The organism is Streptomyces sp. SID13666 (assembly GCF_010548325.1).
In the GTDB taxonomy this organism is placed as follows: Bacteria; Actinomycetota; Actinomycetes; order Streptomycetales; family Streptomycetaceae; genus Actinacidiphila; species Actinacidiphila fildesensis.
Map to the genome: position 1 here is coordinate 171,637 of NZ_JAAGLX010000011.1, position 25,972 is coordinate 197,608.

A 25,972-nucleotide genomic window follows, 5' to 3' on the forward strand; every position below is an offset into this window, starting at 1 on the left:
GGCCGCGGCCGTCTCTCGAACGGACCTCGGCCGGAGCATCTCGAACCGGAACCGGAACCAGCCACCGAAGCCGGTCCCACCGGGTTTCGAACCGGGTTTCGAGCCGGGTCTCAGCTGGTGAGCACCTTGCTCTCGCCCGCTTCGAGTGCGAAGGGCAGCGTGTTGCCGGGCGGCGGGAACGGGCAGACGAAGGCGTCGGCGAACGCGCACGGCGGGAGCAGCGTCCGGTTGAAGTCCAGCACCACGCGGCCGTCCGCGGCGGGCGCCGGGGTCCGCAGGAATCGGAAGCGGTAGCTGCTCCTTCCGCTGGTCGCATCGGCGATGACGCCCCAGAGCGTGCCGTCCTCCTCCACCGCGACCGCGAGCGAGTGCTCAGCGCCGTCCACGGTGAAGGCCAGTTCGCCGCTGACGCCGAGTCCGCGCTCCCGGCCGTCGGCGTGCGGCACGCGCACGGCGCGTCCCTCGGGGTACGGGCGGAAGACCGCCGGCAACACCCACCGCTCGTCGTAGTCGAACGCGCCGATCCCCGCGAAATCACGCCGGGCGTCCGAGGCCGGGTCCCAGATCCGGAGGGCGAGCAGCCCCTCGCGGTCGATCGCCACGATCCGCTTCTCGCCGAACAGCACCGGCTCCCCCTCGGGTTCCAGCCGCCCGAAGACGCCATCGCCCTGGTGGACCACCGAGCCGTCCTGCTCCCGCCACTCCCCCGGCAGCCCGGGGATCTTCCCGTCCGCCGCGTCGGCGAGCCAGTACGTGCCGGTCAGGGCCAGTGGCCCGTACGGCGCGGCGACCGACTCGGCGCGCCGCTCGCGCCAGTTCTTCCAGTCCTGCTCAGTCTCGGAACTCATGGTCATCAACCTTCCATAGCGGCTGCCGCAGGCCGAGATGATCGCGCGGCGTCGTGCTCCCCGTACTCCGGTCGGCGGCTGCCCTCCAGCCGGACGGTGGGGCAGTGGCCGGAATTGGCCCGTCCGTATCGCCGGCGGCGGTCAGCCGACCGGACGGCCCACCGTGCCGCACACCGGGCGGCTCACCGTTCCGCTCACCGTGCGGTCGCCGGGCGGCTCACCGGACGGTCCAGGCCGAGGTGTTCGCGCAGCGTCGTGCCGGGCTGGAAGCGGCGGAACAGTCCGCGTTGCTGGAGCACGGGCACGGTCGCGTTCACCAGCCGGGCCAGATCCCGCCGCGGATCGGCGGGCCGTACGTGGAAGCCGTCGGTGATCCCGTCGCGGTGCCAGTCGCCGAACAGGTCGGCGAGGACCACGGCGTCGGCCGGATCGAACAGTTCGACGGCGAGCGAGGCCAGGACCGTGAGCCGGTCCGGGTCCCGGCCGTACGCCGCCGCCCGGCGTCGCAGGTCAGTGCGGGCTTCGTACGCCAGCCGCTCCGAGTGCGGACCGCCGACCCGTACGTACGCCACGTCCGCGTGCCGCGCGGCCGTCTCGCGCGGCGCCTCCAGCGTCGCGTCGACCGCGAGCACCGGCCGGCCCTCCAACGGTCCGGGTTCGACTGACGTCACGTCAGGGAATCCGGCGGCGTCCGCCCAGCCGTCCCGCAGCAGGGCGTCCGCGTCGGGGAGCAGCGGCGTCCAGCCGGCCCGGCCGCGGCTGACCCGGTCGAGGGTGGCGAGCGCCGCCGGGACGGGGACCGGCCCGTGGTGCGTGGCGGTGACGGCGGCCACCAGGCCGATCCGGTCGGTGGCGGGTGCGACCCGCGTGAGGACGGCGAGCGCGTCGAGCCGTCCGGCACCGCCGTCGGCCGGCGCCGGGACGTCGTCGAGCGTGACGAAGTCCAGCGCGCCGCGCTCGGCGAGCCGGGCGAGCTCGATGCAGGAGGAGGCCTCGTACGGTTCCGGATGCCGTTCCCGGCCGTCGATCGCGAAGGCCAGGTGCAGCGGGCGGATGGGCCGATGGCCTGGAGGGGTTTCGGGCATGCGGAGACTCCGTGGACACACTGGAGGAGCACGGGAGTTGCCTTCACGCACGCCGCGTCCCTCAACGCGACCGGGTCGTCATGACCGTGGCCCGAGGCTAATCCCACAGCGTCGCCCACTGTCAAGCATGTCCAACTGGTGGGCACCGCGTCTCAGCGTGGTTGACGGATGGGGACAGCGGCTGTTCCACTGACCCCATGCGCAGCTGTCAGTTGGTCACCCGCGACCACATCGACTTCGGTCGGGTGTGGTCGTCCTCGTGTTGTCGCTGACCCTTTAGGGCCTGCTCGGCCGGCCCTGGCTCCGCCCGCCCGCGCGCACTGTCCCACTCCCGCCGCGGCCGCTTCACCTCAGGCTCTCCCGTAGCTCTCCCCGTCAGCCCGGTCTTCCTTCCCGCACCCACGCCACCTTCTCTCCCTCCCTCGTTACGCACCTTTCGAGTTCGAGAAGGACTCTTCATCTCCCGTTCAACACCCGCAGTCACAACCGCAATCGCAGCAGTCGCACCCATCACAGCAATCGCAGCCATCGCAGCAGTCGCAGTCGCAGTTCGAGCACCAGCCCTCGCGGCGCCTGCCGTTCCACGGGTCCTCGTAGTGGTCCCGGCAGCAGAGCTGGCAGGTGCAGCACAGCCCGCTCCACAGCGCGCACCCGGCGATCAGCCCTCGCCGGCGCGGCGGCTCGGGCGGCGGGAAACCGTTGGGCGGGAAGCCCGGCCCACCGGGCGCGTACGGGCTCTGACCAGGACCGTACGGATTCCCGCTCAGCTGCGGCAGCTCCAGCTGCCCCAGGTCCAGACCCTGGGCCCGGCCGAGACCCTGCCCTTCGAGCGCGTTGGGGTGGGTGTGCGCGCAGGTGCCGCCGAAGGCGCGGTCCACCGAGCGCCGCAGCTCATGGGCGAGCAGGACGTGGACGAGCCGGCCGTCGGTGAACTCGGTGTCCTTCAGTGCCAGCCGCACCCCGCGCACCGCGTCGTCGCACAGCCGCCGGGCCTCGTCGCGGCCGGTGCCCGTCGCCGTCAGCGGGTTCCACGCACCCGACGCGGCGTCAGCCGTCTGGTCCTCGACCGCGTCCAGCAGATGCGCCAGCCGGCCGAAGAGCCGGCCGGCCTCCTCCAACGGCGCACGGTTCCCGGGCCGTCCGGCGAGGACCGCCGTGTAGCCGAAGGCGGCCGCGGTCGCGGTCTCGGTCGGCTCGGTGACCGTCAGCAGCGGGGTGCCCGTCCTGGCCAGCGCCTCGATCCCGGACTGCCGGTCCACCGCGTCCACCAGCACCGCCGTGTCGAACCCGAGCCCGCCGCCGGTCCGCGCGCCGGCCCGGTCCCAGCGCCGGGCGACGGTCCGCGCCGCCGCCGCGACCGGCCGCCGCCCCATGGCGCCGTCCCGGTCGTCGATATGGTCACGCATCTTCGCCGACGCCAGCACGAGCGAGACGGCGGCGGCCAGCCGCGCGCCCTCGCCCGTCGCCACCGGCGCGGTGCGCATCCCGCGCAACGGACAGGGCCCGGCGGTCCGCCGCCACTTCGCCGACGCCGCCGCGCCCGGGACCTGGGCCTCGACCAGCGCCGAGATGATCAGCCCGTCGTAGTTGGTGGCGATGCGGGCCAGCTGCCCGTGGTCGTCGCGCAACGCGAGGCACAGCCCGCACAGGTGCGCCATCCAGGAAGTGGCGAGTCCCTCCGACATCCGGTGGCGACACGGCCTGATAATTCCGAACAACGCTCCCCCAGCGGCTTCATCGTACGATCGGCCCGACATGCTACCGATGGAACGATCTCATGACTGGCGTACCGCCGTCCGGCCGTGCGGCGTCACCCGGAAGAGGGGAGCGCTCCCATCACTTCGTCACCATCCGTATGCCTATGGCTACCTGACTCCCCGACACCTATCTTGTGCACCAGTACCGTCACAAGTCCCCTGGGTGGCGGCTATCCGCTTGGCGCATCATCGGCATCATGGACGACCATAGGGGTGCGGACGATATTGACCGCGTGTGAGAGGAGGCGTCCATGGGTTCGGTTCGACGGGCGAGTGCCTGGCTGGGCCTCGTCGACGACAACGGCGACGAGAGCTACTACGACGAGGAGTACGCCGACTACGGCGAGGGATCCGAGCGCGGCGACACCTGGGTGACCGACCCCAGGGTCCAGGTGGCGAGCGAGACGGCCGAGGAACAGGGCCGCCAGATCGCCACCGTGACCCCGGACGGCTTCCGGGATGCCCGCGGCATCGGCGAGCTCTTCCGCAAGGGCGTGCCGGTGATCGTGAACCTTACGGGTATGGAGTCGAGCGACGCGAAGCGCGTCGTCGACTTCGCGGCGGGTCTCACCTTCGGGCTTCGCGGCTCGATCGAGCGCATCGCCACCCGTGTCTTCCTGCTGACCCCCGCCGACTACATGGTCCTCAACGCCGAGTCGAAGCGCGGCGCCGACGGATTCTTCAACCAGAACTGATCAACCACGCTCAGCACCACGGAAGCACGGTATGGACAACGCTGTGAGCAGCCTGGGAGCCGTCGTAGACGGTCGTTGCTAGTCGTCCCTGGTCACCCTCGGACGGCCCCCAGGCGGCCCGGAGCTGATGCCGCATCCGACGGTCAGAGCCTTGGCGTGTGCCCTCTTCGGCTTCGCCCTTGATCCGCCCGGACTCGGCGCGTCCCTCATCGAGCCGGGCCGTCGGCCGCTCAAGATGGTCCCATGCCAAAGCCCCGCAGTCCGCTGCCCCGCCGCCGCTTCCTCGCCGTAAGCGCCACAGCTCTGCTCGGCCTCGGTGCCGCGGCGGTGCCGGCGGCCGCGCGTGCCCGGCGGGTCACCGCACCGGAAACCGAGGTCAACGCCGGTTCCATGGTGATGGCCCTCACCTTCGACGACGGCCCCAGTCCGCAGTACACGCCGCAGGTGCTGGACGTCCTGCGCGCCCACAGCGTCCATGCGACGTTCTTCGTGTGCGGCGACAACGTCGGGCTGTACCCGGACGTGGTGCGCCGCATCGCCGCGGAGGGGCACTCGCTGGGAAACCACACCTGGTCCCACCCTCATCTCAGTGACCTGTCCGCCGCGGACGTACGCGACCAGATGCAGCGCACCCAGGACGCTGTCACGAAGACCGGTGTGCGGGCGCCGGTGCTGTTCCGTGCCCCCTACGGCGACTTCGCGGACGCCTCGCTGGCCGTCTGCGCCGACCTCGGGCTGCGCCCGATCTCCTGGTCGGTGGACCCGACGGACTGGGCCAACCCCGGCACCGGCACCATCGCCGACCGGGTCGTCGGCGGTGCGGCCACCGGTGCCATCGTGCTGAACCACGACGGCACCGAGGGCGGCGACGACGATCCCGCGCCCGGCAGCGGCGGCGACCGCTCACAGACGGTGGCCGCGCTGAAGAACTATCTGCCGCGGCTGATCGAGGCCGGCTACACGTTCACCACCCCTGATGCCCATCCACCGGGCAGGAGCGGAGTGACTCCGCAGGCTCCGGCAGGACGCTGACCGCGACGGCGTTCACCGGAAGGCGTCGAGTCCGGTGAGGGCCTTGCCCAGGACCAGTTGGTGCATCTCCACGGTGCCCTCGTAGGTGAGCACGGACTCCAGGTTGGTCGCGTGCCGCATCACCGGATACTCCAGCGAGATGCCGTTGGCGCCGAGGATGGTGCGCGAGGTGCGGCAGATCTCGATCGCCTCGCGCACGTTGTTGAGCTTGCCGAAGCTGACCTGCTCCGGGCGCAGCCGCCCGGCGTCCATCCGCTGCCCGAGGTGGTGGGCGAGCAGGATGCCCTTGTGCAGTTCGACCGCCATGTCGGCGAGTTTGGCCTGGGTGAGCTGGAAGCCGCCGATGGGCCGGCCGAACTGTTCGCGGGTCTTCGAGTACTCCAGCGCCGATTCGAAGCTGCTGCGGGCCGCGCCCATCGCGCCCCAGACGATGCCGTAGCGCGCGTGGCTCAGACAGCTGAGCGGGCCCTTGAGGCCGGCGCCCTCGGGGAGCACGGCACCGGCGGGCAGCCGGACGTCGTCCAGGACGAGTTCGCTGGTGACCGAGGCGCGCAGGCTCCACTTGTGCTTGATCTCCGGCGCCGAGAAGCCGGGGGTGTCGGTCGGGACGACGAAGCCGCGGATGCCGTCGTCGGTGCGGGCCCAGACCACGGCGACCCCGGCCACCGAGCCGTTGGTGATCCACATCTTGCGGCCGTTGAGCACCCAGTCCCCCCCGGACTCCGTCCGGGAGGTGCCCCCACCGTCGCGCTTGGCGTACGTCCGCATCCCGGCCGGGTCGGAGCCGACGTCGGGCTCGGTGAGGCCGAAGCAGCCGATGACCTCGCCGGAGGCCATCCGCGGCAGCCACTCCTGGCGTTGCTCCTCGGAGCCGAAGCGGTGGATGGCGTACATCGCCAGCGATCCCTGTACGGAGACCAGCGAGCGGATCCCGGAGTCGGCCGCCTCCAGTTCCAGACAGGCCAGGCCGTACTGGACGTTGCTGGCGCCCGCGCAGCCGTAGCCGGTGAGGGACATGCCGAGCGCGCCGATGGCGCCGAGTTCCCGGGCGAGCTCCCGGATGACGGGCAGCTCGCCCGACTCGTACCAGCCCGCCACGTACGGCAGTACGCGGTCCGCGGCCCAGTTCCTGACGGTCTCGCGCACCGCGCGGTCCTCGTCACTGAGCAGATCGTCGATCCCGAGCGGATCGTACGGATCGAACGGCGGCAGCGCGCTCCCGGACATGACGGTCTCCTGGGTGAGCTACGAGGTGATCTACAAGGTCGTGGACGACGCTACGTGCGTGCTCCCGCCACGTAAAGTCCCGCCTGCTGTTCGCCCGCGGACACCAGGCGTTCGGCGTCGGGCGCGTGGTACTGAGCGGGCAGCGGGTGGCCCGAGTGGTCCGGGTGGTGGCCGGAGTGGTCCGGGTGCTTCGCGAGGGACGGCCGGCGTTCCGCGGCGGACACCTCGTGGGCGGGGGTCTCGACTTCTGCGAATCCCTCCGCTTTCAGGAGGAGGGCGCCGCAGTCCATCACCCGCGGGAGGCGGAACGCGGCGAGCGCGCCCAGCAGCAGCAGGCCGGCGCTGACGACGAGCGTGACGTGCAGCCCGGTCACGAAGGAGTGCCGGGCGGCCTGCCGCAGCGCGGCTCCCGCCGGGCCGCCGAGCCGGCCGGAGATGTCGTACGCCTCCCCCAGCGAGTTCCCCGCGGCGGCGCCGTCGGCGGACGGGACGCCGGGGACGTGCGCCACGCCGGGGCCGTACGCGGCGTTCATCACGCTGCCGAGCAGCGCGATGCCCATGCCCGCGCCGAGTTGGTAGGAGGTCTCGCCGATGGCCGCGGCGCCGCCCGCCTGAGCGGCGGGGGCTTCGCTGAGCATGGATTCGTACGCGCCGAAGATCGTGGTCTCCAGGCCGAATCCGAGGAGCACGAAGGCGCCGGTGAGGAGCATCGGCCGGTCGGTCTGTCCCATCAGGGTCAGGGACAGGACGGCGACGGCGGTGAGCACGAACCCGGTGCCGACCATGGCGCGTGGCCCGAAGCGGTGCAGCAGGCGCGAGCCGCACAGTCCGGCCGCCATCGCGGCGAAGGTGAGCGGCAGCAGGCGGAGCCCGGTCGCGAAGGGGCTGAGGCCGAGCACCAGTTGCAGGTACTGCACGGCGATCAGTTCGAGGCCGACGAGCGCGAGCATGGCCAGGACGATGCAGCCGACGGAGGTGCTGAAGGTGGGGCGGGAGAACATGCCGATGTCTATGAGCGGGTGTTCGCGGCGCTTCTGCCGGCGCACGAAGAGCACCAGCAGCACCGCGCCGACCACGACGGGACCGATCGCCCCGGGGTCGAGCAGGCTCGCACCGCCGCCGAGGCGCTTGACCCCGAGGACCACGCCGAGGACGCCGAACGCCGCCATGAGGGCGCCGAGGACGTCCCACGGGCCGCAGCCCTCGCCCTTGGACTCGGGGAGCAGCCAGCGCGAGAGCGGCAGGATCACGGCCATCAGCGGGATGTTGATGAGGAAGACCGATCCCCACCAGAAGTGCTCGACGAGGAAGCCGCCCAGTACCGGTCCGACCGCGGCGCCCACGGCGGCGACGGCACTCCACACGCCGATGGCGACCGCGCGCTCCCGGCGGTCGGGGAAGACCTGGCGGAGTATCGACAGCGTCGCCGGCATGATCATGGCGCCGCCGACCCCGAGCAGCGCCCGGGCCGCGATGAGGACGTGCGCGCCGGTGGCGAACGCGGCGAGGGCCGAGGCGAGGCCGAAGAGCCCGTAGCCGATCAGCAGGATCTTTCGCCGTCCGACGCGGTCGCCGAGGGTGCCGAAGAGGATCAGCAGCGAGGCGGCGACCAGCGGATAGGCGTCGACGATCCACAGCAGCTGTATCGCGCCCGGGTGCAGGTCCTCGGTGAGCGCGGGGACCGCGACGTGCAGCACGGTCGCGTCGAGCGCGACGAGCAGCAGGCTCACGCACAGGACCACCAGGACGGTCCAGCGTCCGGCCGGACGCTGATGCGGTGGGACGGCTGCCGGCCTCACCGAGCCGACCGTTGTCGTCCCAGTCATCTACGTACCTCCCAGCGGGGTGCTCTCACTACCTCGGAACTGGACGTCGCTACACCATTCCGGTTGACCGGCGGTAAAGGCGAGTGAGACGACAGAGTACGCCAGGTGGAGGTCTGGTCATGTGGCCCACCTCACCTTGACGGAATGACCCGCTCCGGGGGCGGCGGCGGGACGGTGCGCCGGTTCCCTTGCGGGGCCTGGCCAGGACCGGGATCAGCGCAGCGTGATGACGGTGGCGGTGCCCAGCGACCCGGTGGTGCGGATGGTGCGGGTGGTGACGGAGTGGCCGTCGATGAGGTCGCGCAGCGCGGCGGCGCCGGGCTGCAGCCGGCCGTGCCGGAAGAGCACGAAACTGACCCTGGTGCCCGCCGGGAAGTCCGTTTCCGCCGCCTGGGCGTAGGTGATCGCGTCGCAGCCCGAGTACCAGCCCATCTCCGGTTCGTACCCGGTGACCAGCAGGCACGGACCGTCCGAGGCGAGTTGTTCCGCCACCGGAACCGTCGAGTCACGCTCCGCGTTCGGTGCGGGCATCGCCCCGCGGGCCACGGACATGGCGGTCGCCGGCACGGTGATGGCGGCGAGCAGGGCCACGGCCGTCAGGACGTGCGCGGACCAGCGGCCGGTCAGGTCGGCGATCGCCTGCACTCCGAGGATGGTGAGCAGCACCACCGACAGGTAAATGAAGCGCGGCTCCCCGTCGGTGGCCATCCCGAGCAGGACGACGACGAGCACGGCCGTCGACCCGAGGAACACCTTCCGGCGGGCCGTCCGGCCCTCGGTCCCGGTGCTCAGGCGCCGCCGGAACGCGGCGCCCGCCGCGTAGAGGCCGGCCGCCATCACCACCGCGCCGAGGTCGCCGGCCAGCCGGTACGGGAAGATCCCGAGGTAGTAGACGAATCCGTCGCCCACGTAGGCGCGGTTCGCGTGCGAGGTGGCGGAGAAGATCAGCCCCAGCGGCCAGCCGGCCGCCTTCGTCGCGTAGACGAAGTGCGGCACCAGGCCGGCGAGGAAGACCGCCGCCGCCACGGCCAGCCGGCCGCGCTGCTCCAGCCAGGCGCGCGGCCCGTAGGCGGCGACTGCGGCGATCGCGATCGCGACGAGGTTCCCGGCGACGCCGTAGCGCAGGTAGAACGCGGCCAGCGCGACGGGCGGCACCCAGAGCAGGGCGCGCGAGGAAGGTTTCTCCTGCGCCCTCGTCAGCAGGTACACCACGATCAGCAACAGGCCGGTGGAGCCGATGTCGTTGAGGAACTCGGGGAGCCGGCGCAGGAAGCCCAGCCCGCCCAGCACCAGCAGCGCCGCGACGGCCGCCCGCCGCGGGGTCGTCCAGCGGGCGGCGACGACGTACGTGACGGTGAGGGTGAAGAGCGCCAGGACGAGCGCCACCGCCCTGACCGCCCCGACGGTGTCACTCAGGCCCAGCGCGAGCCGGCCCAGCACCGGCAGTCCGATCGGCCGGTAGGTGCCCCAGCCCGCGTCCGGGGTGCCGTCCAGCCAGGACCGCGCCTTGTTCGCGTAGACCGCCTCCTCATGCCCGAGGTACGGCTCCTGGTCCTGCAGCGCGGCCCAGACCACGGCGGCCGCCGCGAGCACCGCGGCGGGCAGCGCCCAGGACGGGACATGGCGCAGCCGGACCACGAGCCAGGACAGCACGTACGGCGGTTTGCGCCCGGCGGTCGCCCAGGGGCGGGCCAGCAGCCACGCGGGAGCGGCCACGAGCAGGAACGGAAGGGGCTGCCAGCCCGGCAGCGGGCCGCCGACGCCGACGGCCGGCAGGATCTGCTGGACGACCGCCGCTGCGGTGAACACGACAGCGACGACGAGTGCCGGCTGCCTCCCGGGGCGGACCACGGCGTGCTCCTCTGGTTCGTCCTGCGCTTCGATCCTGACGCTGCGTTACCTGCCGCGCCCGGCGGGCCCGAAGGCCCAGGTCACGCGGGTACCGCCGAGGCGGCCCCAAACGCTATCGCACGTTCCGGGACCCATGATCACCGCGGCGTCCCGCCATTCGGACGGGAAACGCAGTGCATCCCTGAGGGTAATAGCCGATAAAAAGGCGGTTGTGATGTGAGTATCGACACCCGAACATAAAATCCAGAGTTCCCGAATTTTCACTCAATCCGTGAGTGCCAAAGGAACGGGTGAGACGCACTCCACATCACATCGTCATTACAAAGACGCTCGTTCGGCCGATCACTGCTGTCACACGCTGTAACGTCGATTCGGTGCGTACCGATGAGAAGCTCCACCGACCGGCGGAGTACCCGACCACACGCGACCTACCGCGTATGAGCCGAACACGCCTCTGGCTGTTCGGCTCGACGCTTGCGGTCTACGTGGCCATCGTCGTGGGCGTCGTCACCTCCTCCAAGCTCGTGACGCTGGACTGGCAGGTGATGCTGTGGCGCCCCTACAAGCAGTGGCCCCAGATCCACGCGGCCCTGGACTACTTCGTGGTCCTGGGACAGCGCGGCCCGACGGCCGTGATGGTCGCGGCCTGGCTGGGCGGGCAGGCCTGGCGGCAGCGGAGCCTGCACCCGATGCTGGCCCTCGGCGCCTCCCTCCTGTTGCTGAACATCACCGTTGGCGCCGTGAAGTACGGGCTCGGAAGGCTCGGCCCGCACTACGCCACCGCCGTGGGATCCCCCGAACTCTTCGCCGGCGGCGATATATTTCCCTCGGGCCACACCGCGAACGCGGTCGTGACCTGGGGCGTTCTGGCATATCTGGCGACCACGCCACGGGTACGCCGGTGGGCTTCGGTCATCGCCGCGCTGCTGGCCCTCGGGGTCGGTATGACCACCATCTACCTCGGCACCCACTGGGTCAGTGACGTGCTGCTCGGCTGGGCCGCCGGCCTGCTGGTGCTGCTCGCGCTCCCCTGGTTCGAACCCGCGATGGCCTGGGCCGAGGACTTCCTGGTGGCCGCCTGGCACCGGCTCCGGCACGGTTCCGGACTCGCTCCCGTCCCGGCCCGCACGCTCGGGCAGCGCCCCGGCCTGGTGACCCAGCGGGCCTCCCAGACGGGCGGCCAGCCCGCGCTGGAGCCCGTCGGCGCCGCCACGGGTGGCCATGCGGCCACCATGCCGCACGCTCCGGGACGGCCGCCGGCCGCCCGCCACGAGCGCACCCCCGTCACCCCGACCGGCAGCCGCCGGCCGCCCGCGGAACGGCCCGTCCGCCCCATCCCGCTCGCCCACCAGCAGGTGCGCGGGCGCGGCGCCGCAGGCAGCTAGCGCCGCTTCCGACGACTCCAACGACCACGGGAGGCCGTGCGAACCGCCGGAGCGGTTCGCACGGCCTCCCGCCGTTTCCCGTCGGTCAGCCCTGCCAGCAGCGCGTCACTCTGCCGTCCGCGACGCTGAAGTTCAGCCGTCCCGCGACGTACTCCATGGTGACGATCGCCCCCTCCGGAAGGGAACGGACCGTGGTCCAGCCGTGCTCTCTCGCGCGCCGTTCCGCCTCGTCCTTCGGCAGCCCTGTGTAGGCCTTCGCGGGGTCGTCCGGGGTCCGGGGTCCAGGTGTCGGTATCGGTGCCATACCCCACCGTAAGCACGCGGCGTACATCCGGGAAGGCGCGTACGGGCAGTACCCGGCATTGATCGTCACGCTTCTGTCACAGAATCCGCTGAGGAGTTTGATCTCTCGCGGAAATGTTCGGAAAGCGGTTAATTCACCGTGGACACAGCATGCGCATGGCTCGCGCACATCATGTCCGCAATGCCTTCAACTCTTCGTCCGTCAACAGCCGGGAGCGGATAAGAAAGCGATTTCCCGTCGGTGCCTCCAGGGAAAAACCACTCCCCCGCCCGGGCACCACGTCAATCGTCAGATGCGTATGGCTCCAGTACGCGAACTGGTCCCGGGCCATCCACACCGGCACCGGTTCCATGCCCGCCACGCCCAGGTCCCCCAGGTGCACGTCCGAGTCCCCGGTCAGGAACTCGCCCGCCGGGTAGCACATCGGCGAACTGCCGTCGCAGCACCCGCCGGACTGGTGGAACATCAGCGGACCGTGCTCGTCGGCCAGCCGCCGCAACAGTTCCGCCGCCATCCCGGTCACCTCGACCCGGTTTGCCACATCCATGCTTCACCGTCCCTGTCTCGAACCCGACCTGCGACCTCCGTGCGCCCCGCAGACCCCCGGACCGCATTCTGCGGACCGGGGGTCGTGAGCGGCTAGAAGAAGCCCAGCGCGTTCGGGCTGTAGCTGACCAGCAGGTTCTTGGTCTGCTGGTAGTGGTCGAGCATCATCTTGTGGTTCTCTCGGCCGATGCCGGAGTTCTTGTAGCCGCCGAAGGCCGCGTGGGCCGGGTAGGCGTGGTAGCAGTTGGTCCAGACGCGGCCGGCCTGGATGGCGCGGCCGGCGCGGAACGCGGTGTTCATGTCGCGGGTCCAGACGCCGGCGCCGAGTCCGTAGAGGGAGTCGTTGGCGATGGAGACGGCGTCGTCGAACTGGTCGAAGCGGGCGACGGAGACGACGGGGCCGAAGATCTCCTCCTGGAAGATCCGCATGCTGTTGTCGCCCTCGAAGATCGTCGGGGCCACGTAGTAGCCGCCGGAGAGGGCACCGCCGAGGTCGACGCGTTCGCCGCCGGTGAGGATCTTGGCTCCCTCGGCGGTGCCGATGTCGATGTAGGAGAGGATCTTCTCGAGCTGGTCGTTGCTGGCCTGGGCGCCGATCATCGTGCCGGTGTCGAGGGGGTTGCCCTGCTGGATCGAGCGGGTGCGCTCCAGGGCGTCGCCGAGGAAGCTGTCGTAGATCGACGCCTGGATGAGGGCGCGGGACGGACAGGTGCAGACCTCGCCCTGGTTGAGGGCGAACATCGCGAAGCCTTCGAGGGCCTTGTCGTAGAACTCGTCGGGGGCTGCCGCGACGTCGGCGAAGAAGACGTTGGGACTCTTGCCGCCGAGTTCGAGGGTGACCGGGACGATGTTCTGGCTCGCGTACTGCATGATCAGCCGGCCGGTGGTGGTCTCGCCGGTGAAGGCGACCTTCGCGACGCGGGGGCTGGAGGCGAGCGGCTTGCCGGCTTCGGTGCCGAAGCCGTTGACGACGTTGACGACGCCCGGCGGGATGAGGTCCTGGATCAGGTCCATCAGGTACATGATCGAGGCCGGGGTCTGCTCGGCCGGCTTGAGGACCACGCAGTTGCCGGCGGCGAGCGCCGGGGCGAGCTTCCAGACGGCCATCAGGATCGGGAAGTTCCAGGGGATGATCTGCGCGACCACTCCTAACGGCTCCTGGAAGTGGTAGGCGACGGTGTCCTCGTCGATCTGGGAGATCGACCCCTCCTGGCCGCGCAGCACGCCCGCGAAGTACCGGAAGTGGTCGATGGCCAGCGGCAGGTCGGCGGCCAGCGCCTCACGGACCGGCTTGCCGTTGTCCCAGACCTCGGCGACGGCCAGTTCGGTGAGGTGCTGCTCCATCCGGTCGGCGATCCGGTTGAGGACGGACGCCCGCTCGGCGGGGGCGGTGCGCCCCCAGGCGGGGGCCGCCGAGTGCGCCGCGTCCAGGGCGAGTTCGACGTCCGCCGCGGTGGAGCGGGCTATGTCGACGAACGCCTGGCCGGTGACGGGCGTCGGGTTCTCGAAATATCCCCCGGCGGCGGGGGCCGTCCATTCTCCGCCGATCCAGTTCTCGTAGCGGGAGGGGAAGGAGGCGGGGCTGCCAGAGTTTCCGGGGGGCTGATAGACCGTCATGAGCCTGCTCCTTTTGATGATGCCGAGAGCTGATGCGGCGCACGCTACTGCTAGTGAACCGGCTCGGCCAGATGGCTTGCGCACTCTCGCGTGATGGTCAGGTCGGCGAGCATGATGGGCTCATGGCGGTTTAACTGACGTGCGTCGTGGAACGGTTGGCGGCGATCGGACAGCGAAAGGAAGCCAATGACGGCACCTGCGAAGGAGGAGGCCGCTGCCGAACCGGCGCGTGCGCCGCAGCCGGGCAGCGTGGTGGTGGACTGGCTCACCACGACCGATCACAAGAAGATCGGCCATCTCTATCTGATCACGTCGTTCGGGTTCTTCCTGGCGGCCGGGCTGATGGCGCTGATGATGCGCGCCGAGCTGGCCCGTCCCGGACTGCAGTTCCTGTCGAACGAGCAGTTCAACCAGCTGTTCACGATGCACGGCACGATCATGCTGCTGCTCTTCGCGACTCCGGCCTTCGCCGGTTTCGCGAACGAGATCATGCCGTTGCAGATCGGCGCGCCCGATGTCGCGTTTCCGCGGCTGAACATGTTCTCGTACTGGCTGTATCTCTTCGGCGGGCTGATCGTCCTGGGCAGTTTCCTCGTCCCGGACGGGCCCGCGAGCTTCGGCTGGTTCGCTTACGCGCCGCTGAACAGCATGACCCGCTCCCCCGGAATCGGCGCCGATATGTGGATCATGGGACTGGCACTGTCCGGTTTCGGCACGATCCTCGGCGCGGTGAACTTCCTGACCACGATCATCGGAATGCGCGCGCCCGGCATGACGATGTTCCGGATGCCGATCTTCACCTGGAACGTGCTGTTCACGTCGATCCTGGTCCTGATGGCGTTCCCGGTGCTGGCCGCGGCGCTGCTGGTGCTGGAGTCGGACCGGCGGTTCGGCTCGATGGTGTTCGCGCCGCAGAACGGCGGGGCGCTGCTGTGGCAGCACCTGTTCTGGTTCTTCGGCCATCCGGAGGTCTACATCATCGCGCTGCCGTTCTTCGGGATCATCTCCGAGATCCTCCCGGTGTTCTCGCGCAAGCCGATCTTCGGTTATCTGACGCTGGTCGGCGCGACCATGGCCATTACCGGTCTCTCGATGGTGGTGTGGGCCCACCATATGTTCGTGACCGGCGCCGTTCTGCTGCCGTTCTTCTCCTTCATGTCGTTCCTGATCGCGGTGCCGACCGGTGTGAAGTTCTTCAACTGGGTCGGCACGATGATCAACGGTTCACTGTCGTTCGAGACGCCGATGCTGTGGTCGATCGGATTCCTGGTGAGCTTCCTCTTCGGCGGGCTGACCGGAGTCATTCTCGCCTCCCCGCCGCTGGACTTCCATGTCAGCGATACCTACTTCGTCGTGGCGCACTTCCACTACGTGGTGTTCGGGACCGTGGTGTTCGCGATGTTCGCCGGTTTCTACTTCTGGTGGCCGAAGTTCACCGGGAAGATGCTGGACGAGCGGCTGGGGAAGATCCATTTCTGGACGCTGTTCTTCGGCTTCCACATCACGTTCCTGGTGCAGCACTGGCTGGGCGTCGAGGGAATGCCGCGCCGGTACGCCGACTATCTGGCGGCCGACGGATTCACCACGCTCAACACGATCTCGTCGATCGGTGCGTTCCTGCTCGGAATGTCGACGCTGCCGTTCCTCTACAACGTCTGGAAGACGGCGAAATACGGCGAGAAGGTGACGGTCGACGATCCCTGGGGATACGGCCGCTCCCTGGAGTGGGCCACCTCCTGCCCACCGCCCAGGCATAATTTCACGACGCTGCCGAGGATTCGCTCCGAATCCCCCGCCTTCGATCTGCACCACCCGGAGGTGCCGGCCGGGGCGCTGTCGGCGCTGGACGCCGACGAAGTGTCGCTGGACAAACGTCGCTGACCAAACGTCACTGAGCAGGCATCAATTACCAGGCGTCACCGACCAGGCGTCACTTGCCCAGCGTCCGCCGGGCCTTGCGCCCCGCCGCCATTGCCACGTCGCCGAGGGCGTACGCGGCGCCCAGCACCTGTCCGCCGGCCGACATCACGGCGGCGCGCCCGCGGCCACCGCGCCGGGCGCGGGCGTCGAGCAGCCGCTGGAAGAGGGTCTCGTGCAGCCGGGCGATCCGGTCCGGGTCGTACTGCTCGCCCTTGACCGACGCCGCGCGGCCCATCGTGACGCGCAGCTCGTCGTCGTTGATCAGCCGCAGCAGCGCGGCGGCCATCGCGTCGATGTCGCGCGGCGGTACGAGCAGGCCGTCCACGCCGTCGGAGATGATCTCCCGCGGGCCGAGCGGACAGTCGGTACTGACGACGGGAAGGCCGGCACGCATGCCCTCGACGATCGTCATGCCGAACGACTCCATGCTGGAGGAGACGGCCAGGATCGACGCCTTCGCCAGCTCCGGCTCCAACGGCGAGGCGGGGCCCATCAGGCGGACGGCGTCCTGCGCGTGCAGCTCGACGACGAGGGCGGCCAGCTTCTTCCGCTCGGCGCCCGCGCCGTACAACCGCAGGGTCCAGTCCGGCCGTTCGGCGGCGACCTTGGCGAAGGCCCGGATCAGGTCGTCGTAGCACTTCGCGGGTGCCAGCCGGCCGGCGGCGACCACGACCGGTTCGGTGCACGGCGAAGGGTCGTCGTCGGAGGCCGGGACGCTGTTCGGCACCGGGGTGACCCGGACTCCCGGAATCCGGCGGCGGTAGGCGGCGGCGTCGGCCGCCGTGGTGGTGACCACCGCGTCCAGCCGTGGGTACAGCCGGCGCAGCAGGAGCACGAGCTTGGTGGAGTGGGTGTCGAGGGTGAGGTGCTCCTGGGCGACGCGCACCATGGTGCGCGGGGCCTGCCGCGCGATGTGGACGTTGAGCCCGGGGCGGGTGCCGACGACGACGTCCGCGTCGAGCTGCGCCAGGTGGCGGGCGATGCGCTCGTCGGTGAGGGCGCTGTAGTGGTCGTGGCGGCGGTCGGACGCCGGGAAGACCGTGGCGGGGACGGCGCGCCGCGGGTCGTCGAGGTCGGAGTCCTGGCTGTCCTGGCGCAGATCGACGAGGTGCCGCAGCCGGACGCGGGGGTCGTAGACGAACTGCGGCTCGTCCAGGTGCCGGAAGACGGAGACGATTTCCACATCGTGCCGCTCGGCCAGCTTGCCGGCGAGGTTGCACGTCGTACGGATGGTGCCACCGATTCCGTACGCGTTGTGGATCAGGAATGAGATGCGCATGCGTTTCCGTGTCTCCCGGTTGCCCGGCGGATTCCCCGCCCGTTGCCGTCCGCGGACGACAGACGGACGTCAGACGGACGATAGCAAGATCTGGCCTTTGTCCCCTGCTGTGTCCAGGGGTCCCTGGCGCATCCAGGGGTCCCTGCCGGGCCCAGGGGTCCCTGCCGCGTCCAGGCGTCACTTGCCGCGTCCAGGGCGACGGTGGCCCGACACAGCCTCAGGGGCTGTACGGCAACTGGGGCACGGTGAGGCAGTTGCCGGCCGGGTCCCCGCCCTGGGTGACCCATCCGCCGTGGCCGTCCTGGGCCGCGTCCGACCAGCGGGCGACGGACAGACAGGTGCGGCGGGTGGCGGGCGGATCCGGCAGCGCGGCGAAGGTGACCGGTGCCAGCAGCCCCCGGGCGTCGTAGGGCTGCGCGCGGCCCATGAACCGCTCGACGCAGCCGCGGTCGGGGGCCGCCCCGCCGGCGGTGCAGCCGGTGAGGGCGTCGGTGAACCACATCGCGGCGGCCCAGCCCTCCAGCTGCCACTGCGAGAACTGCCCGGCGTCCTTGCCGTGCGCGCGCTGCCAGGCCGCCATGCCGTTACGGAACGCGTCGACGGCCGGTTGCCCGGTCTCGTCGTAGTTGCGGCTGCCCGAGGTCGCCCACAGCGCGTTCCGGCAGCCGGCCGCGCCCTGGTAGTCGGCGGGCACGGTCGTCGCCCAGTTCTGGACGTTGGTGACCTTGGCGGAGACCGTCACACCGGCCGCCTGCATCGCCCGGCACAGCTGGCCGTTGCCGTGGGTGTCCATGGCGTCGAAGAGGATGTCGACACCACGGGCCCGCAGATCGGCGGCGACGGCGCGGAAGTTGGGCAAGGCGAAGTCGACTTGTTCACTGATCGTCTTGTATCCCTCCGCCCGCAGCCCCTGGAGGAGCTGTTGCGCGTACCGCGCCGAGGCGGACTGGTTGTAGTGGACGACCGCGGCCGTCCTGGCCTGCTGCCGGTCCTTGAACCAGCGGTAGACCTCGGTGCCCGCGTACAGCGTGCCGCCCCAGCCGGGGGTGCCCCCGCGGGGGGCGTCGCTCCCGTAGATCCCGTACAGGTGCGGATAGGTGTCGTACGCCGTGCCGATGGGGATGCCGCCGATGTCGGGGACGCCCTTGCCGCTCACGTACGAGGCTCCGGCGTAGTCGAGGGCACTGGTCGCCACCAGGGCGAACACCTTGTCCTGGTCGACAAGTCGGCGTACGCATTCGTTGTTGCCCACCCCGCTGCCGCCGTCGTCGCAGGTGACCGCCTCCACCCGGTGCCCGTTGACGCCGCCCTGGGCGTTCAGCGCGTCGATGTACGCGAGCGCGCCGTCCCGCGGTCCGCTGAACGCTCCCCCGCCGACCGGGCTCGTGGCGCTGGTGACGATCCCGACGCGGACCGGCGCCGGCGCGGACGTCGTCGCGGACGGCGGGTCGGCGAAGTCGCGCTCCGGCAGCCGGCTGCCACAGCCCGCCGCGACCAGGACCGTGGTGAAGGCCAGCACCGCCACGGCGGTTCGGGACGAGGCCGGCAGCCTCCGGCCCGGGTCCTTCGCCCCGCGGAACGAGACGGACACCGGACGGTCAGCAGCCCGGCACGGCGGTGCCACCGGCGTCCAGGGCGATCAGGGCGCAGAGGCTCTTGACCGACACCTTCCACACCTGGTTCTGCAGCACGGACGTGCCCAGGGTGTTCGGCAGTACGTCGGCGCCCTGCAGCGAGAGCGTGTACGTCACTTCGGCGGCCGTGGCCGAGGTGAGACGGACCTGGTTGACCTTCGCGCGGACCTGGCCGACCCGGGGGTCGCCCGAGAACGCGGCGAGCAGCGGCCCGAGGTGGTCGCCGTTCTCCAGCAACTTCGCCTTGTCGCCGGCGCTCGTGCCCGGGGCGAAGAACCTCTCCCAGTTCTGCCGGATCTGCTGCTCGGCCGCTCCGCTGTCGGCCGGGGGCGAGGTGGCGGTGGCCGAGGAACCGCCGGAGGGCGTGTCGGAAGGAGTGCCGGAGGGCGTGCCGGTCGCGGAACCGGTCGCGGTCGCCGGTGATTTCGACGGCGTGTCCCCGCCGTCCCCTCCGCCCCCGCAACCGGTCAGCGCGACCAGCATCGCCGTGGTCAACGCCATCGCGACCAGCGTCGCGCGTGCGGAACGGACCATGTGTCCCACCATCCCCCGGCTCGGGCCGTGCGGTTCGGGGTATTGCCCCCACCGGCATATTGGCGCTAATCGGTGAACATGCCCATACGCCGTGTGAAGCGAGATGACGCCACACCCGCATTCGTCCCGTGGGGCGCATACGTCCACCGGGCCGGCTGGCTGCTTCTCGCGGCGGGCGCCGTACTGTGCGGACTCGGCTGGTACGGGATCGCGGGCGAGCGCTACGCGGAGCGTCAGATTCCGTATCTCGCCTCCTCGTCGATCCCCGGAGGGGCTCTCATCGTCGCGGGCGCCGTCCTGATCGCCCGGCCGCCGGACCCGGGATCCGCCGGCCAACAGGCGCCCACCGCCGGTGTCCTGGTGGCGGAACCCTACGAGAAGGCGGAAGCCGCCGAGGGAACCGGACCCGTCGCCGTCTCCACCGCCCCGCCCGTCGCGGTCCCGGGCGGCACGCTGCTGCACCGCCCCGACTGCCCGCTGGTGCAGGGCAAACCGGAGGCGGCGCCGGCCGGGCCCGATGACATCCGGTCGCGGGCCCTGACGCCGTGCCCGGTGTGCGAGCCGGGCCGCTGACGTGGCGTCGCTGACGTACGACCTGACCCTCGCCGGGCTCTCGGTCGGCAGCGCCGCCGCGCTCACCGGCATCGGGCTGGTGGTCACCTATCGCGCGACGGGGGTGTTCAACCTCGCGCACGGCGCGATCGCGATGGTGACGGCGTACGTCCTGCGGGAGCTGGTGGTGGTCCACGGCTGGCCGCCGGCACCCGCGGCGGCCGTCAGCCTGCTGGTGGTCGCGCCGGGCATCGGACTCGCGCTGGACCGCGTCGTGTTCCGGCCGCTGGCGGCCCGCGAGGCGGGCCCGGCGGAGACGCTCGTCGCCACGCTGGGGGTGTTCGTACTGCTGGTCGGCGCCGCGTATCTGGCGTGGGGAGGCGACGCGCGCGGCGACGCGCCCGTCATCGTGCCGGACGATCCCTGGGCGCAGCTCGCCGCGGTGGTCGCACTGGCGGGCGCGGTCGGCGCCGTCACCCGCTGGACGCGGTTCGGGACGCGGCTGCGGGCGGTCGTCGACGACCGGCGGCTCGCCGTGCTGGGCGGGATCGACGCGGACCGGGTCGCGGCGGCCGGCTGGGCGTTCGGTGCCTTCACCGCGGGTCTGGGCGGGGTGCTGCTCGCGCCGTATCTGCGGCTCGATCCGTACGGGCTGTCGCTGCTGGTCATGGAGACGATGGCGGTCGCGGTCGCCGCCGGGATGCGCAGTCTGCCGGTGGCGGTCGGGGTCACGGTGGCGGTCGGCGTGGGGCAGAGCCAGCTCACCCGGCTGCATCCGGGCGGCAGTTGGCAGGAGCCACTGCTGCAGGCCGTGGGCGCCAACCTGTTCGTCGTCGCCCTGCTGATGGCGGCGCTGCTGATGCCCGCGATCGGTGACGCGTCGCCGGATGCCGCGCCCGCGCCGCCGGTCACCGCCCGGTTCCGGGCTCCGCCCTGGGCCTGGGCGGTCTGCGGCCTCCTCTTCCTGCTGCCGCTCGGCCTGGCGGGCACCGATCTGACCACGTCCGTGCAGGTACCCGCGATGGGGCTGATCCTGCTCTCGCTGGTCGTCGTCACCGGCCTCGGCGGCCAGATCTCCCTCGGGCAGGCCGCCTACGCCGGGCTCGGCGCCCTGTTCACCGCGCTGCTCGCGGCCGGCCGCTTTCCCGCGGTGCCCGCGCTCCCCGAACTGCCCGCGCTCGCCCTCGCGGTGCTCCTCGTCGCTCCCCTCGGGCTGCTCACCGGTGCGCCGGCCGTCCGGCGGCGCGGTCTGGCGCTCGCGCTCGCGACGTTCGCGGTGGGGGTCGCGGTGAGCCGGTTCGTCCTCGCGCAGCCGTACGCCACCTCGGGACTGGATCTGCGGCGCCCCGCCGGGTTCACCGCCGACCGGGCGTACTACGTCCTCGAACTCGTGCTGCTGGCCGCCTCGCTGGCCTCTGTGCACCTGCTGCGCCGGGGCAGGACGGGACGCGCCCTGGCCGCGATCCGCGACCACGAGGCGGGCGCGGCGGCGGCCGGGGTGCCCGTGCCCGCTCTGAAGCTGTTCACGTTCGTGGCGGGTGCGGGGTTCGCGGCGCTGGGCGGCGGACTGCTCGGGATGGGCGTCCGGAGCTTCGACGTCGCGTCCTTCGACCCGCTGCGCGGGCTGTTGTGGTTCGCCGCCGTGGTCGTCCTCGGCGCGGACAGCCCGCTCGGCGCGATGGCCGCGGCGGCCCTCCTCGTCGGTCTCGACGCCGGGACGAAGGAGGGCGTCGCCGCCGCGGTCGTCGGCGTCCTCGCCGTGCAGCTCGGCCGCACCCCCGGCGGCCTTCCCGCCGCCCTGCGGCTCCGGTACCCGGCCTTCGCGGCGGCTGTCCTGCCGGCTCGCGACCGCCGCCCGGTCCTGGTGCGCCGCCCGAAGGCGCGTGGGGCCGTGGCAGCCGGCGAAGCACGGCTGACCGCGCGACGGATATCGCTCGACTACGACGGCATCACGGCTGTCGACGGCGTGGACCTCACCGTGCCACCGGGCAGGGTGACGGCGCTGACCGGGCCCAACGGGGCCGGCAAGAGCACGCTCTTCGACTGTCTGTGCGGAACGGCCCGGCCGCGACGCGGCCGGGTGCTGCTGGACGGCCGGGACATCACCCGGCTGCCGCCGCACCGCCGGGCCCGGCTCGGGCTGGCACGCACGTTCCAGCAACTGGCGGTCTTCCCCGGGCTGACCGTCGGCGAGAACATCAGGATCGGCGCGGAACAGGGCGCGGTACGCGACCCGGAGGCGGTCGAACGGATCCTGCGGCTGCTCGCGCTGGGCCCCGTACGCGACGTTCCCGCCGCGGGCCTGCCGACCGGCACGCTGCGCCGGGTGGAGCTGGGACGGGCGCTGGCGGGCGCGCCCCGGGTGCTGCTGCTCGACGAGCCCGCCGCCGGGCTCGACAGCGCCGAGATCGGTGCGCTGCGCGACGTGCTGCGCGCACTGGCCGCCGACGGCATGGCGCTGCTGCTCGTGGAGCACGACCTCGAACTCGTCGGGGCGCTCGCCGACATCGTGTACGTCATGACCGACGGCCGGATCACCGCGACGGGTCCGCCCGGCACCGTGCTCACCACCCCACCGCCGTCGGAGACGGTGCCGGAGCCAAGGGGCTCCCGATGAGCGTGGAGATCGAGCTGTACGGGGCGAGGGTGCGCTACGGCCCGCTGGAGGCGCTGCACGGGGTCGATCTGGTGGTGCCGCGCGGCAGCGTCACCGTGCTGCTCGGGCGCAACGGAGCGGGCCGTACCACCGCGCTGCGCGCCCTCGCCGGCTCGGTGCCGCTGAGCGCGGGCCGGGTGCTGTGGCGGGGCGCCGACGTGACCCGGCTGCCCGCGGCCCGGCGGGCCCGGCTCGGGCTGGCGTTCGTACCGGACCGGCGGCCGGTCTTCGGCTCGCTGACCGTGGCCGAGAACCTGGCGCTGTTCACGGACCAAGGGCAGGACCACGGCCAGGAGCCCGCACGCGACGCGCTGGCCACGTCCGAGGTGTTCGCGGTGTTTCCCGCGCTGCGCCCGCTGCTCGGCCGCCGGGCGGGGACGCTCTCCGGCGGCGAGCAGCGGATGCTGGCGGTGTCGCGGGCGCTGCTGACGCGGGCCCGGCTCGTCCTGCTGGACGAGCCGGGCCTCGGACTGTCACCCCGGGCCGCGGCGCACGCCTACGGGGCGCTGGCGGGCCTCACGGCGGGCGGTGGGCGCACCGTCGTCGTGGCGGAGCAGCGGCTGCCCGCCGCGCTGCGCCCGGCGACCACCGTGGTCCATGAACTGCGGCGCGGGGAGGTGGTGTTCACAGGCGAGCCCGCGGAGCGTCCGGAATGAGCAGCGTCGTGCCGACGTCGAGCCGGTCCGGGTCGGCGCCGATCACCTTCCGGTTGACCCGGTACAGCTCCTGCCAGCCGCCGCGCACCGCGAACTTCGTGGCGATCGACTGCAGGGTGTCGCCCGCCACGACGGTGTGCACGCGGCCCGTGAGGTTCTGTTCCTTGGCGCAGACGGGCCAGGCGTCCCAGCCCTGGACGCGCTGTACCTCCTGCGCGACGGCGATCTGCTGCGCCGGGGTGGCCAGATCGGCCCGCGGCGCGTACTTCAGACCGCCGAACTCCTCCCAGGTCGGCTGCCAGAACTGCAGTCCGCCGTAGTAGCCGTTGCCGGAGTTGATGTGCCAGTCGCCGCTGCTCTCGCACATCGCGAGGCCCTCCCACACCGTGGGGCGGGGGACCGCCGGGGTGCCCGCGTGCGCGTCGGTCCCGGTGGTGGTGGGCGTGTCCGCGTGCGCGGGTGGGGTGTCGGCGCGGGCGGGTGCGGCCGAGAGCGGGAGCAGGGCGGCCAGGACGGTGGCGGCGGTTGCCGCGAGGACCATGGCCCGGCGCCCGACCAGTACGTTCATGCGATGAAATGAGGACAGGTCGTTCATAGCGGGTCACGCTAAGCACGCCCTGTCCGCTCCCGGCGCCCGGCGCGCGCGGCGCGCCGGGCGTCCCACCCGGTCGGAGCAGCCGTCCTGAACCGATGTCAGGCCGAATGCCACGCCGAGGAAGCCGTCACCAGGCGGGCCACCAGGCCGGCGCGCGGACCGCCAGCGGGGCTCCGGCCGCCCGGGACGTGACCGCGATCGCCGCGCGCTCCTGGCTGCGGCTCGGGTGTTCGGCGGCCTGCGGCGGCTGCGCCTTCGGCCGTACCGTCTTCGTCTTCGGGGGTGTCGCCTTGGGAGTGCCGGCGGACGGCGCGTCGCCGTACGCTCCGGCGCGGCGGGCGCAGACCGGCCACGCTCCCCAGCCGCTCGACCGCTGCACCTTGGTCGCTATCGCGATCTGCTGCTCGCGGGAGGCCTTGTCGGCGGTCGGGGCGTACTGCGTGCCGCCGTTCGACCGCCAGGTGCCGGCGGCGAACTGCAGTCCGCCGTAGTAGCCGTTGCCGTTGTTGATGTGCCAGTTGCCGCCGCTCTCGCACTTGGCGATGCGGTCCCACACTCCGCTGTCGGCCGCCGCGGCCTGTCCTCCGGCGGCCAGGACGGCCAGCGGGCTCAGTGCCGCCATGCCGGTGAGCACAGCGATGACTCGGTACTTGGCCAAGACCATGGATTCCCTCTCCACGGACCCGGGGTTCCCCCTACGTGCCTCGAGAACGCGCACCGGCGCGTCTGACGCCGGTGCCCGTCCGAACCCGGGCGGTGCTCTTTGCACACGAGCCGAGAACCTAGACACCCCAGGTGCACCGAATCAACCAAATCCGGTTCGTTGCAGGCCACTTGACGGTTACCCGAAGTAAGGACGTATTTTCGCCGTCCAATTGACGCGTCCTTGTCACCCTAAATCGTGATGGGTGCCGCACCGGCTGTGACCCACTTCACCGCGGCAGGAACTTCCCTCCGGACGGAATCTCGACATGGAGTGAGATCCTCCGGGTCGCCGGTCACCCTGCGCACCCGGCGGCGGGAACGGATGTGCCGCAAAGCGTGACCCTCACCACAGGTCGTCCGTTGTCACTGTGCGCGGGGGAACGCCCTGCGCAGCAAACCGCAGCCGCACAGTCAAGGAGGCCTCCGTGCCGCCCATGCTCGACGTCAGCGCCGAGGTACGCGCCGAGATCGGCGAGGAGGAGGCCACGCGTCTGCTCGCCGGGGAGAACGCCCCGGGGACGTACGACTGCACCTCCTGCCGCACCCCCGGCGACACCGGCCAGGAGCGCACCAGCACCGTCCTGTTCGTCAGCGACGAGACCGCGGTGCTCGCCTTCGCCCACGCGACCTGCATCCCCTCGCAGGTGGTGCCGGTCTCGGAGGAGCAGCTCCAGGGCGCGGTGCGCAGCATCACCGCGGACGACGCGGCCGGCGGCACGGCGTCCGCCCTGGTGGACGGCGCCCGGGAGGCCGGGGCCGCGGCCGCGCCGCGCCAGGCGGTGCTGGGCATCACCTGCGGGCTCGTCCTGGTCGAGGGAACGCTCCGGCCGGCCCTGGTGGTCGAACCGACCGGCGCCATCAGCCGCCCGGGCTCCACCGCCGACGGGGACGACTTCCTCCCCCTCATGATCGAGCAGGGCTTCATGCCCCAGCTCGACCTGGCGGTACCGCCGCCCGCCCTGAGCGGCTGGTCGGTGCTGCTGGCCATGGGCCAGTTGCACGCGGTCCTGCAGCCGAGTGCCGGCGGCCCCGCCGTCTCCTGGTGGCAGGCCCACCAGCCGCTGCAGGTGAGCGATGGCTGGCGCAGCGCGGTGAACCGCACCAACGAGGTGTACGTCTACGCCGCCCCGGCCGACTCGATCGGCCGTCAGCCGCGCGAGGACCTGATGCGTGACGCGCTGGAGCGCGCGGCCGCCCGCGGGCTGCTGGTCGGTGCGACGATGCCGCTCTCGGGCACCTGAGCGGCCCGTGCGGCCCGGGGCCCCGCC

Annotated in this window: 22 protein-coding genes; 8 read left to right on the forward strand and 14 right to left on the reverse strand. The window is 71.7% G+C overall.

All coding sequences use genetic code 11. The annotated features are described in order from the left end of the window. Positions 1-110: 110 nt before the first annotated feature. The 3 genes from G3I60_RS17430 to G3I60_RS17440 form a co-directional block, all read right to left on the reverse strand. Positions 111-848 carry a DUF1684 domain-containing protein gene (locus G3I60_RS17430; RefSeq protein WP_138353328.1) on the reverse strand — a complete coding sequence of 246 codons (738 nt, stop codon included), beginning with the start codon at positions 846-848 and terminating at the stop codon, positions 111-113. Positions 849-1,042: 194 nt separating this feature from the next. Beyond that, positions 1,043-1,933: an LLM class flavin-dependent oxidoreductase gene (locus tag G3I60_RS17435; protein ID WP_138353329.1), complete on the reverse strand. Its 891-nt coding sequence runs from the start codon at positions 1,931-1,933 to the stop codon at positions 1,043-1,045. A gap of 467 nt (positions 1,934-2,400) precedes the next feature. Next, positions 2,401-3,651, reverse strand: a complete 1,251-nt coding sequence (locus tag G3I60_RS17440) for a DUF5685 family protein (protein ID WP_164293793.1) — start codon at positions 3,649-3,651, stop codon at positions 2,401-2,403. 290 nt (positions 3,652-3,941) lie between these two features. Between G3I60_RS17440 and G3I60_RS17445 the strand changes: the two genes are divergently transcribed. After that, positions 3,942-4,385, forward strand: coding sequence for a cell division protein SepF (locus tag G3I60_RS17445; protein ID WP_138353331.1), 444 nt, complete (start codon positions 3,942-3,944; stop codon positions 4,383-4,385). Positions 4,386-4,628: 243 nt separating this feature from the next. After that, the gene (locus tag G3I60_RS17450) at positions 4,629-5,417 is read left to right on the forward strand and encodes a polysaccharide deacetylase family protein (protein ID WP_164293794.1); all 789 of its coding nucleotides are present in this window, start codon (positions 4,629-4,631) and stop codon (positions 5,415-5,417) included. 12 nt (positions 5,418-5,429) lie between these two features. Here the strand turns inward: G3I60_RS17450 and G3I60_RS17455 are convergent, their stop codons facing one another. The 3 genes from G3I60_RS17455 to G3I60_RS17465 all read right to left on the reverse strand — a co-directional run bounded on the left by G3I60_RS17455 (position 5,430) and on the right by G3I60_RS17465 (position 10,321). Beyond that, on the reverse strand, positions 5,430-6,644 hold the full coding sequence (locus G3I60_RS17455) for an acyl-CoA dehydrogenase family protein (protein WP_164293795.1): 1,215 nt from the start codon (positions 6,642-6,644) through the stop codon (positions 5,430-5,432). A gap of 50 nt (positions 6,645-6,694) precedes the next feature. Continuing rightward, the gene (locus tag G3I60_RS17460) at positions 6,695-8,470 is read right to left on the reverse strand and encodes an MFS transporter (RefSeq protein WP_239069934.1); all 1,776 of its coding nucleotides are present in this window, start codon (positions 8,468-8,470) and stop codon (positions 6,695-6,697) included. A 213-nt stretch (positions 8,471-8,683) separates the two neighbouring features. Further along, positions 8,684-10,321 carry a glycosyltransferase family 39 protein gene (locus G3I60_RS17465; RefSeq protein ID WP_343240999.1) on the reverse strand — a complete coding sequence of 546 codons (1,638 nt, stop codon included), beginning with the start codon at positions 10,319-10,321 and terminating at the stop codon, positions 8,684-8,686. Between the two features lie 437 nt (positions 10,322-10,758). Here G3I60_RS17465 and G3I60_RS17470 point away from each other — a divergent pair, with 437 nt between their 5' ends. Beyond that, the gene (locus G3I60_RS17470) at positions 10,759-11,706 is read left to right on the forward strand and encodes a phosphatase PAP2 family protein (RefSeq protein ID WP_164607410.1); all 948 of its coding nucleotides are present in this window, start codon (positions 10,759-10,761) and stop codon (positions 11,704-11,706) included. A gap of 85 nt (positions 11,707-11,791) precedes the next feature. Here the strand turns inward: G3I60_RS17470 and G3I60_RS17475 are convergent, their stop codons facing one another. From G3I60_RS17475 to G3I60_RS17485, 3 genes are all read right to left on the reverse strand, one after another. Beyond that, complete coding sequence (locus tag G3I60_RS17475) at positions 11,792-12,010, reverse strand: proteinase inhibitor I78 (protein ID WP_164293796.1); 219 nt, start codon at positions 12,008-12,010, stop codon at positions 11,792-11,794. A gap of 169 nt (positions 12,011-12,179) precedes the next feature. Then, positions 12,180-12,557 carry a DUF779 domain-containing protein gene (locus G3I60_RS17480; RefSeq protein WP_138353337.1) on the reverse strand — a complete coding sequence of 126 codons (378 nt, stop codon included), beginning with the start codon at positions 12,555-12,557 and terminating at the stop codon, positions 12,180-12,182. A 92-nt stretch (positions 12,558-12,649) separates the two neighbouring features. Further along, on the reverse strand, positions 12,650-14,173 hold the full coding sequence (locus G3I60_RS17485; protein WP_164293797.1) for an aldehyde dehydrogenase family protein: 1,524 nt from the start codon (positions 14,171-14,173) through the stop codon (positions 12,650-12,652). Between the two features lie 186 nt (positions 14,174-14,359). Between G3I60_RS17485 and ctaD the strand changes: the two genes are divergently transcribed. Continuing rightward, the gene (gene ctaD / locus G3I60_RS17490) at positions 14,360-16,054 is read left to right on the forward strand and encodes a cytochrome c oxidase subunit I (protein WP_164293798.1); all 1,695 of its coding nucleotides are present in this window, start codon (positions 14,360-14,362) and stop codon (positions 16,052-16,054) included. A gap of 49 nt (positions 16,055-16,103) precedes the next feature. Here the strand turns inward: ctaD and G3I60_RS17495 are convergent, their stop codons facing one another. From G3I60_RS17495 to G3I60_RS17505, 3 genes are all read right to left on the reverse strand, one after another. Next, complete coding sequence (locus tag G3I60_RS17495; RefSeq protein ID WP_164293799.1) at positions 16,104-17,372, reverse strand: glycosyltransferase; 1,269 nt, start codon at positions 17,370-17,372, stop codon at positions 16,104-16,106. Between the two features lie 217 nt (positions 17,373-17,589). Further along, positions 17,590-18,921 (reverse strand): ABC transporter substrate-binding protein, encoded by a 1,332-nt coding sequence (locus G3I60_RS17500; RefSeq protein ID WP_138353377.1) that lies wholly within the window; start codon positions 18,919-18,921, stop codon positions 17,590-17,592. Positions 18,922-18,970: 49 nt separating this feature from the next. Further along, entirely contained in the window at positions 18,971-19,540 is a 570-nt protein-coding gene (locus G3I60_RS17505; protein WP_239069935.1) for a hypothetical protein, read from the reverse strand. A gap of 93 nt (positions 19,541-19,633) precedes the next feature. Between G3I60_RS17505 and G3I60_RS17510 the strand changes: the two genes are divergently transcribed. From G3I60_RS17510 to G3I60_RS17520, 3 genes are read left to right on the forward strand one after another with little or no spacing between them, the layout of a single operon-like run. Continuing rightward, complete coding sequence (locus G3I60_RS17510; RefSeq protein WP_164293801.1) at positions 19,634-20,113, forward strand: hypothetical protein; 480 nt, start codon at positions 19,634-19,636, stop codon at positions 20,111-20,113. 1 nt (position 20,114) lies between these two features. Further along, complete coding sequence (locus G3I60_RS17515; protein ID WP_164607412.1) at positions 20,115-22,709, forward strand: branched-chain amino acid ABC transporter permease/ATP-binding protein; 2,595 nt, start codon at positions 20,115-20,117, stop codon at positions 22,707-22,709. Then, positions 22,706-23,404, forward strand: a complete 699-nt coding sequence (locus G3I60_RS17520) for an ABC transporter ATP-binding protein (protein ID WP_164607414.1) — start codon at positions 22,706-22,708, stop codon at positions 23,402-23,404. Before G3I60_RS17515 ends, G3I60_RS17520 begins: the two co-directional genes overlap by 4 nt. Here the strand turns inward: G3I60_RS17520 and G3I60_RS17525 are convergent. Together G3I60_RS17525 and G3I60_RS17530 are read right to left on the reverse strand one after the other, a co-directional pair. After that, entirely contained in the window at positions 23,373-23,972 is a 600-nt protein-coding gene (locus tag G3I60_RS17525; protein WP_239069936.1) for a transglycosylase family protein, read from the reverse strand. The genes G3I60_RS17520 and G3I60_RS17525 overlap by 32 nt on opposite strands. Before the next feature lie 154 nt (positions 23,973-24,126). Continuing rightward, entirely contained in the window at positions 24,127-24,663 is a 537-nt protein-coding gene (locus G3I60_RS17530) for a transglycosylase family protein (RefSeq protein ID WP_138353346.1), read from the reverse strand. Positions 24,664-25,129: 466 nt separating this feature from the next. Between G3I60_RS17530 and G3I60_RS17535 the strand changes: the two genes are divergently transcribed. After that, the gene (locus tag G3I60_RS17535; RefSeq protein ID WP_138353347.1) at positions 25,130-25,945 is read left to right on the forward strand and encodes a hypothetical protein; all 816 of its coding nucleotides are present in this window, start codon (positions 25,130-25,132) and stop codon (positions 25,943-25,945) included. Positions 25,946-25,972: the final 27 nt, after the last annotated feature.

What these genes read in the sequence shown, in the direction of transcription:
- G3I60_RS17430 (WP_138353328.1), bottom strand. Translation starts at nt 848, where the DNA reads ATGAGTTCCGAGACTGAGCAGGACTGGAAGAACTGGCGCGAGCGGCGC.
- G3I60_RS17435 (WP_138353329.1), bottom strand. Translation starts at nt 1,933, where the DNA reads ATGCCCGAAACCCCTCCAGGCCATCGGCCCATCCGCCCGCTGCACCTG.
- G3I60_RS17445 (WP_138353331.1), top strand. Translation starts at nt 3,942, where the DNA reads ATGGGTTCGGTTCGACGGGCGAGTGCCTGGCTGGGCCTCGTCGACGAC.
- G3I60_RS17450 (WP_164293794.1), top strand. Translation starts at nt 4,629, where the DNA reads ATGCCAAAGCCCCGCAGTCCGCTGCCCCGCCGCCGCTTCCTCGCCGTA.
- G3I60_RS17455 (WP_164293795.1), bottom strand. Translation starts at nt 6,644, where the DNA reads ATGTCCGGGAGCGCGCTGCCGCCGTTCGATCCGTACGATCCGCTCGGG.
- G3I60_RS17460 (WP_239069934.1), bottom strand. Translation starts at nt 8,470, where the DNA reads ATGACTGGGACGACAACGGTCGGCTCGGTGAGGCCGGCAGCCGTCCCA.
- G3I60_RS17470 (WP_164607410.1), top strand. Translation starts at nt 10,759, where the DNA reads ATGAGCCGAACACGCCTCTGGCTGTTCGGCTCGACGCTTGCGGTCTAC.
- G3I60_RS17475 (WP_164293796.1), bottom strand. Translation starts at nt 12,010, where the DNA reads ATGGCACCGATACCGACACCTGGACCCCGGACCCCGGACGACCCCGCG.
- G3I60_RS17480 (WP_138353337.1), bottom strand. Translation starts at nt 12,557, where the DNA reads ATGGATGTGGCAAACCGGGTCGAGGTGACCGGGATGGCGGCGGAACTG.
- G3I60_RS17485 (WP_164293797.1), bottom strand. Translation starts at nt 14,173, where the DNA reads ATGACGGTCTATCAGCCCCCCGGAAACTCTGGCAGCCCCGCCTCCTTC.
- ctaD (WP_164293798.1), top strand. Translation starts at nt 14,360, where the DNA reads ATGACGGCACCTGCGAAGGAGGAGGCCGCTGCCGAACCGGCGCGTGCG.
- G3I60_RS17495 (WP_164293799.1), bottom strand. Translation starts at nt 17,372, where the DNA reads ATGCGCATCTCATTCCTGATCCACAACGCGTACGGAATCGGTGGCACC.
- G3I60_RS17505 (WP_239069935.1), bottom strand. Translation starts at nt 19,540, where the DNA reads ATGGTCCGTTCCGCACGCGCGACGCTGGTCGCGATGGCGTTGACCACG.
- G3I60_RS17520 (WP_164607414.1), top strand. Translation starts at nt 22,706, where the DNA reads ATGAGCGTGGAGATCGAGCTGTACGGGGCGAGGGTGCGCTACGGCCCG.
- G3I60_RS17525 (WP_239069936.1), bottom strand. Translation starts at nt 23,972, where the DNA reads ATGAACGTACTGGTCGGGCGCCGGGCCATGGTCCTCGCGGCAACCGCC.
- G3I60_RS17530 (WP_138353346.1), bottom strand. Translation starts at nt 24,663, where the DNA reads ATGGTCTTGGCCAAGTACCGAGTCATCGCTGTGCTCACCGGCATGGCG.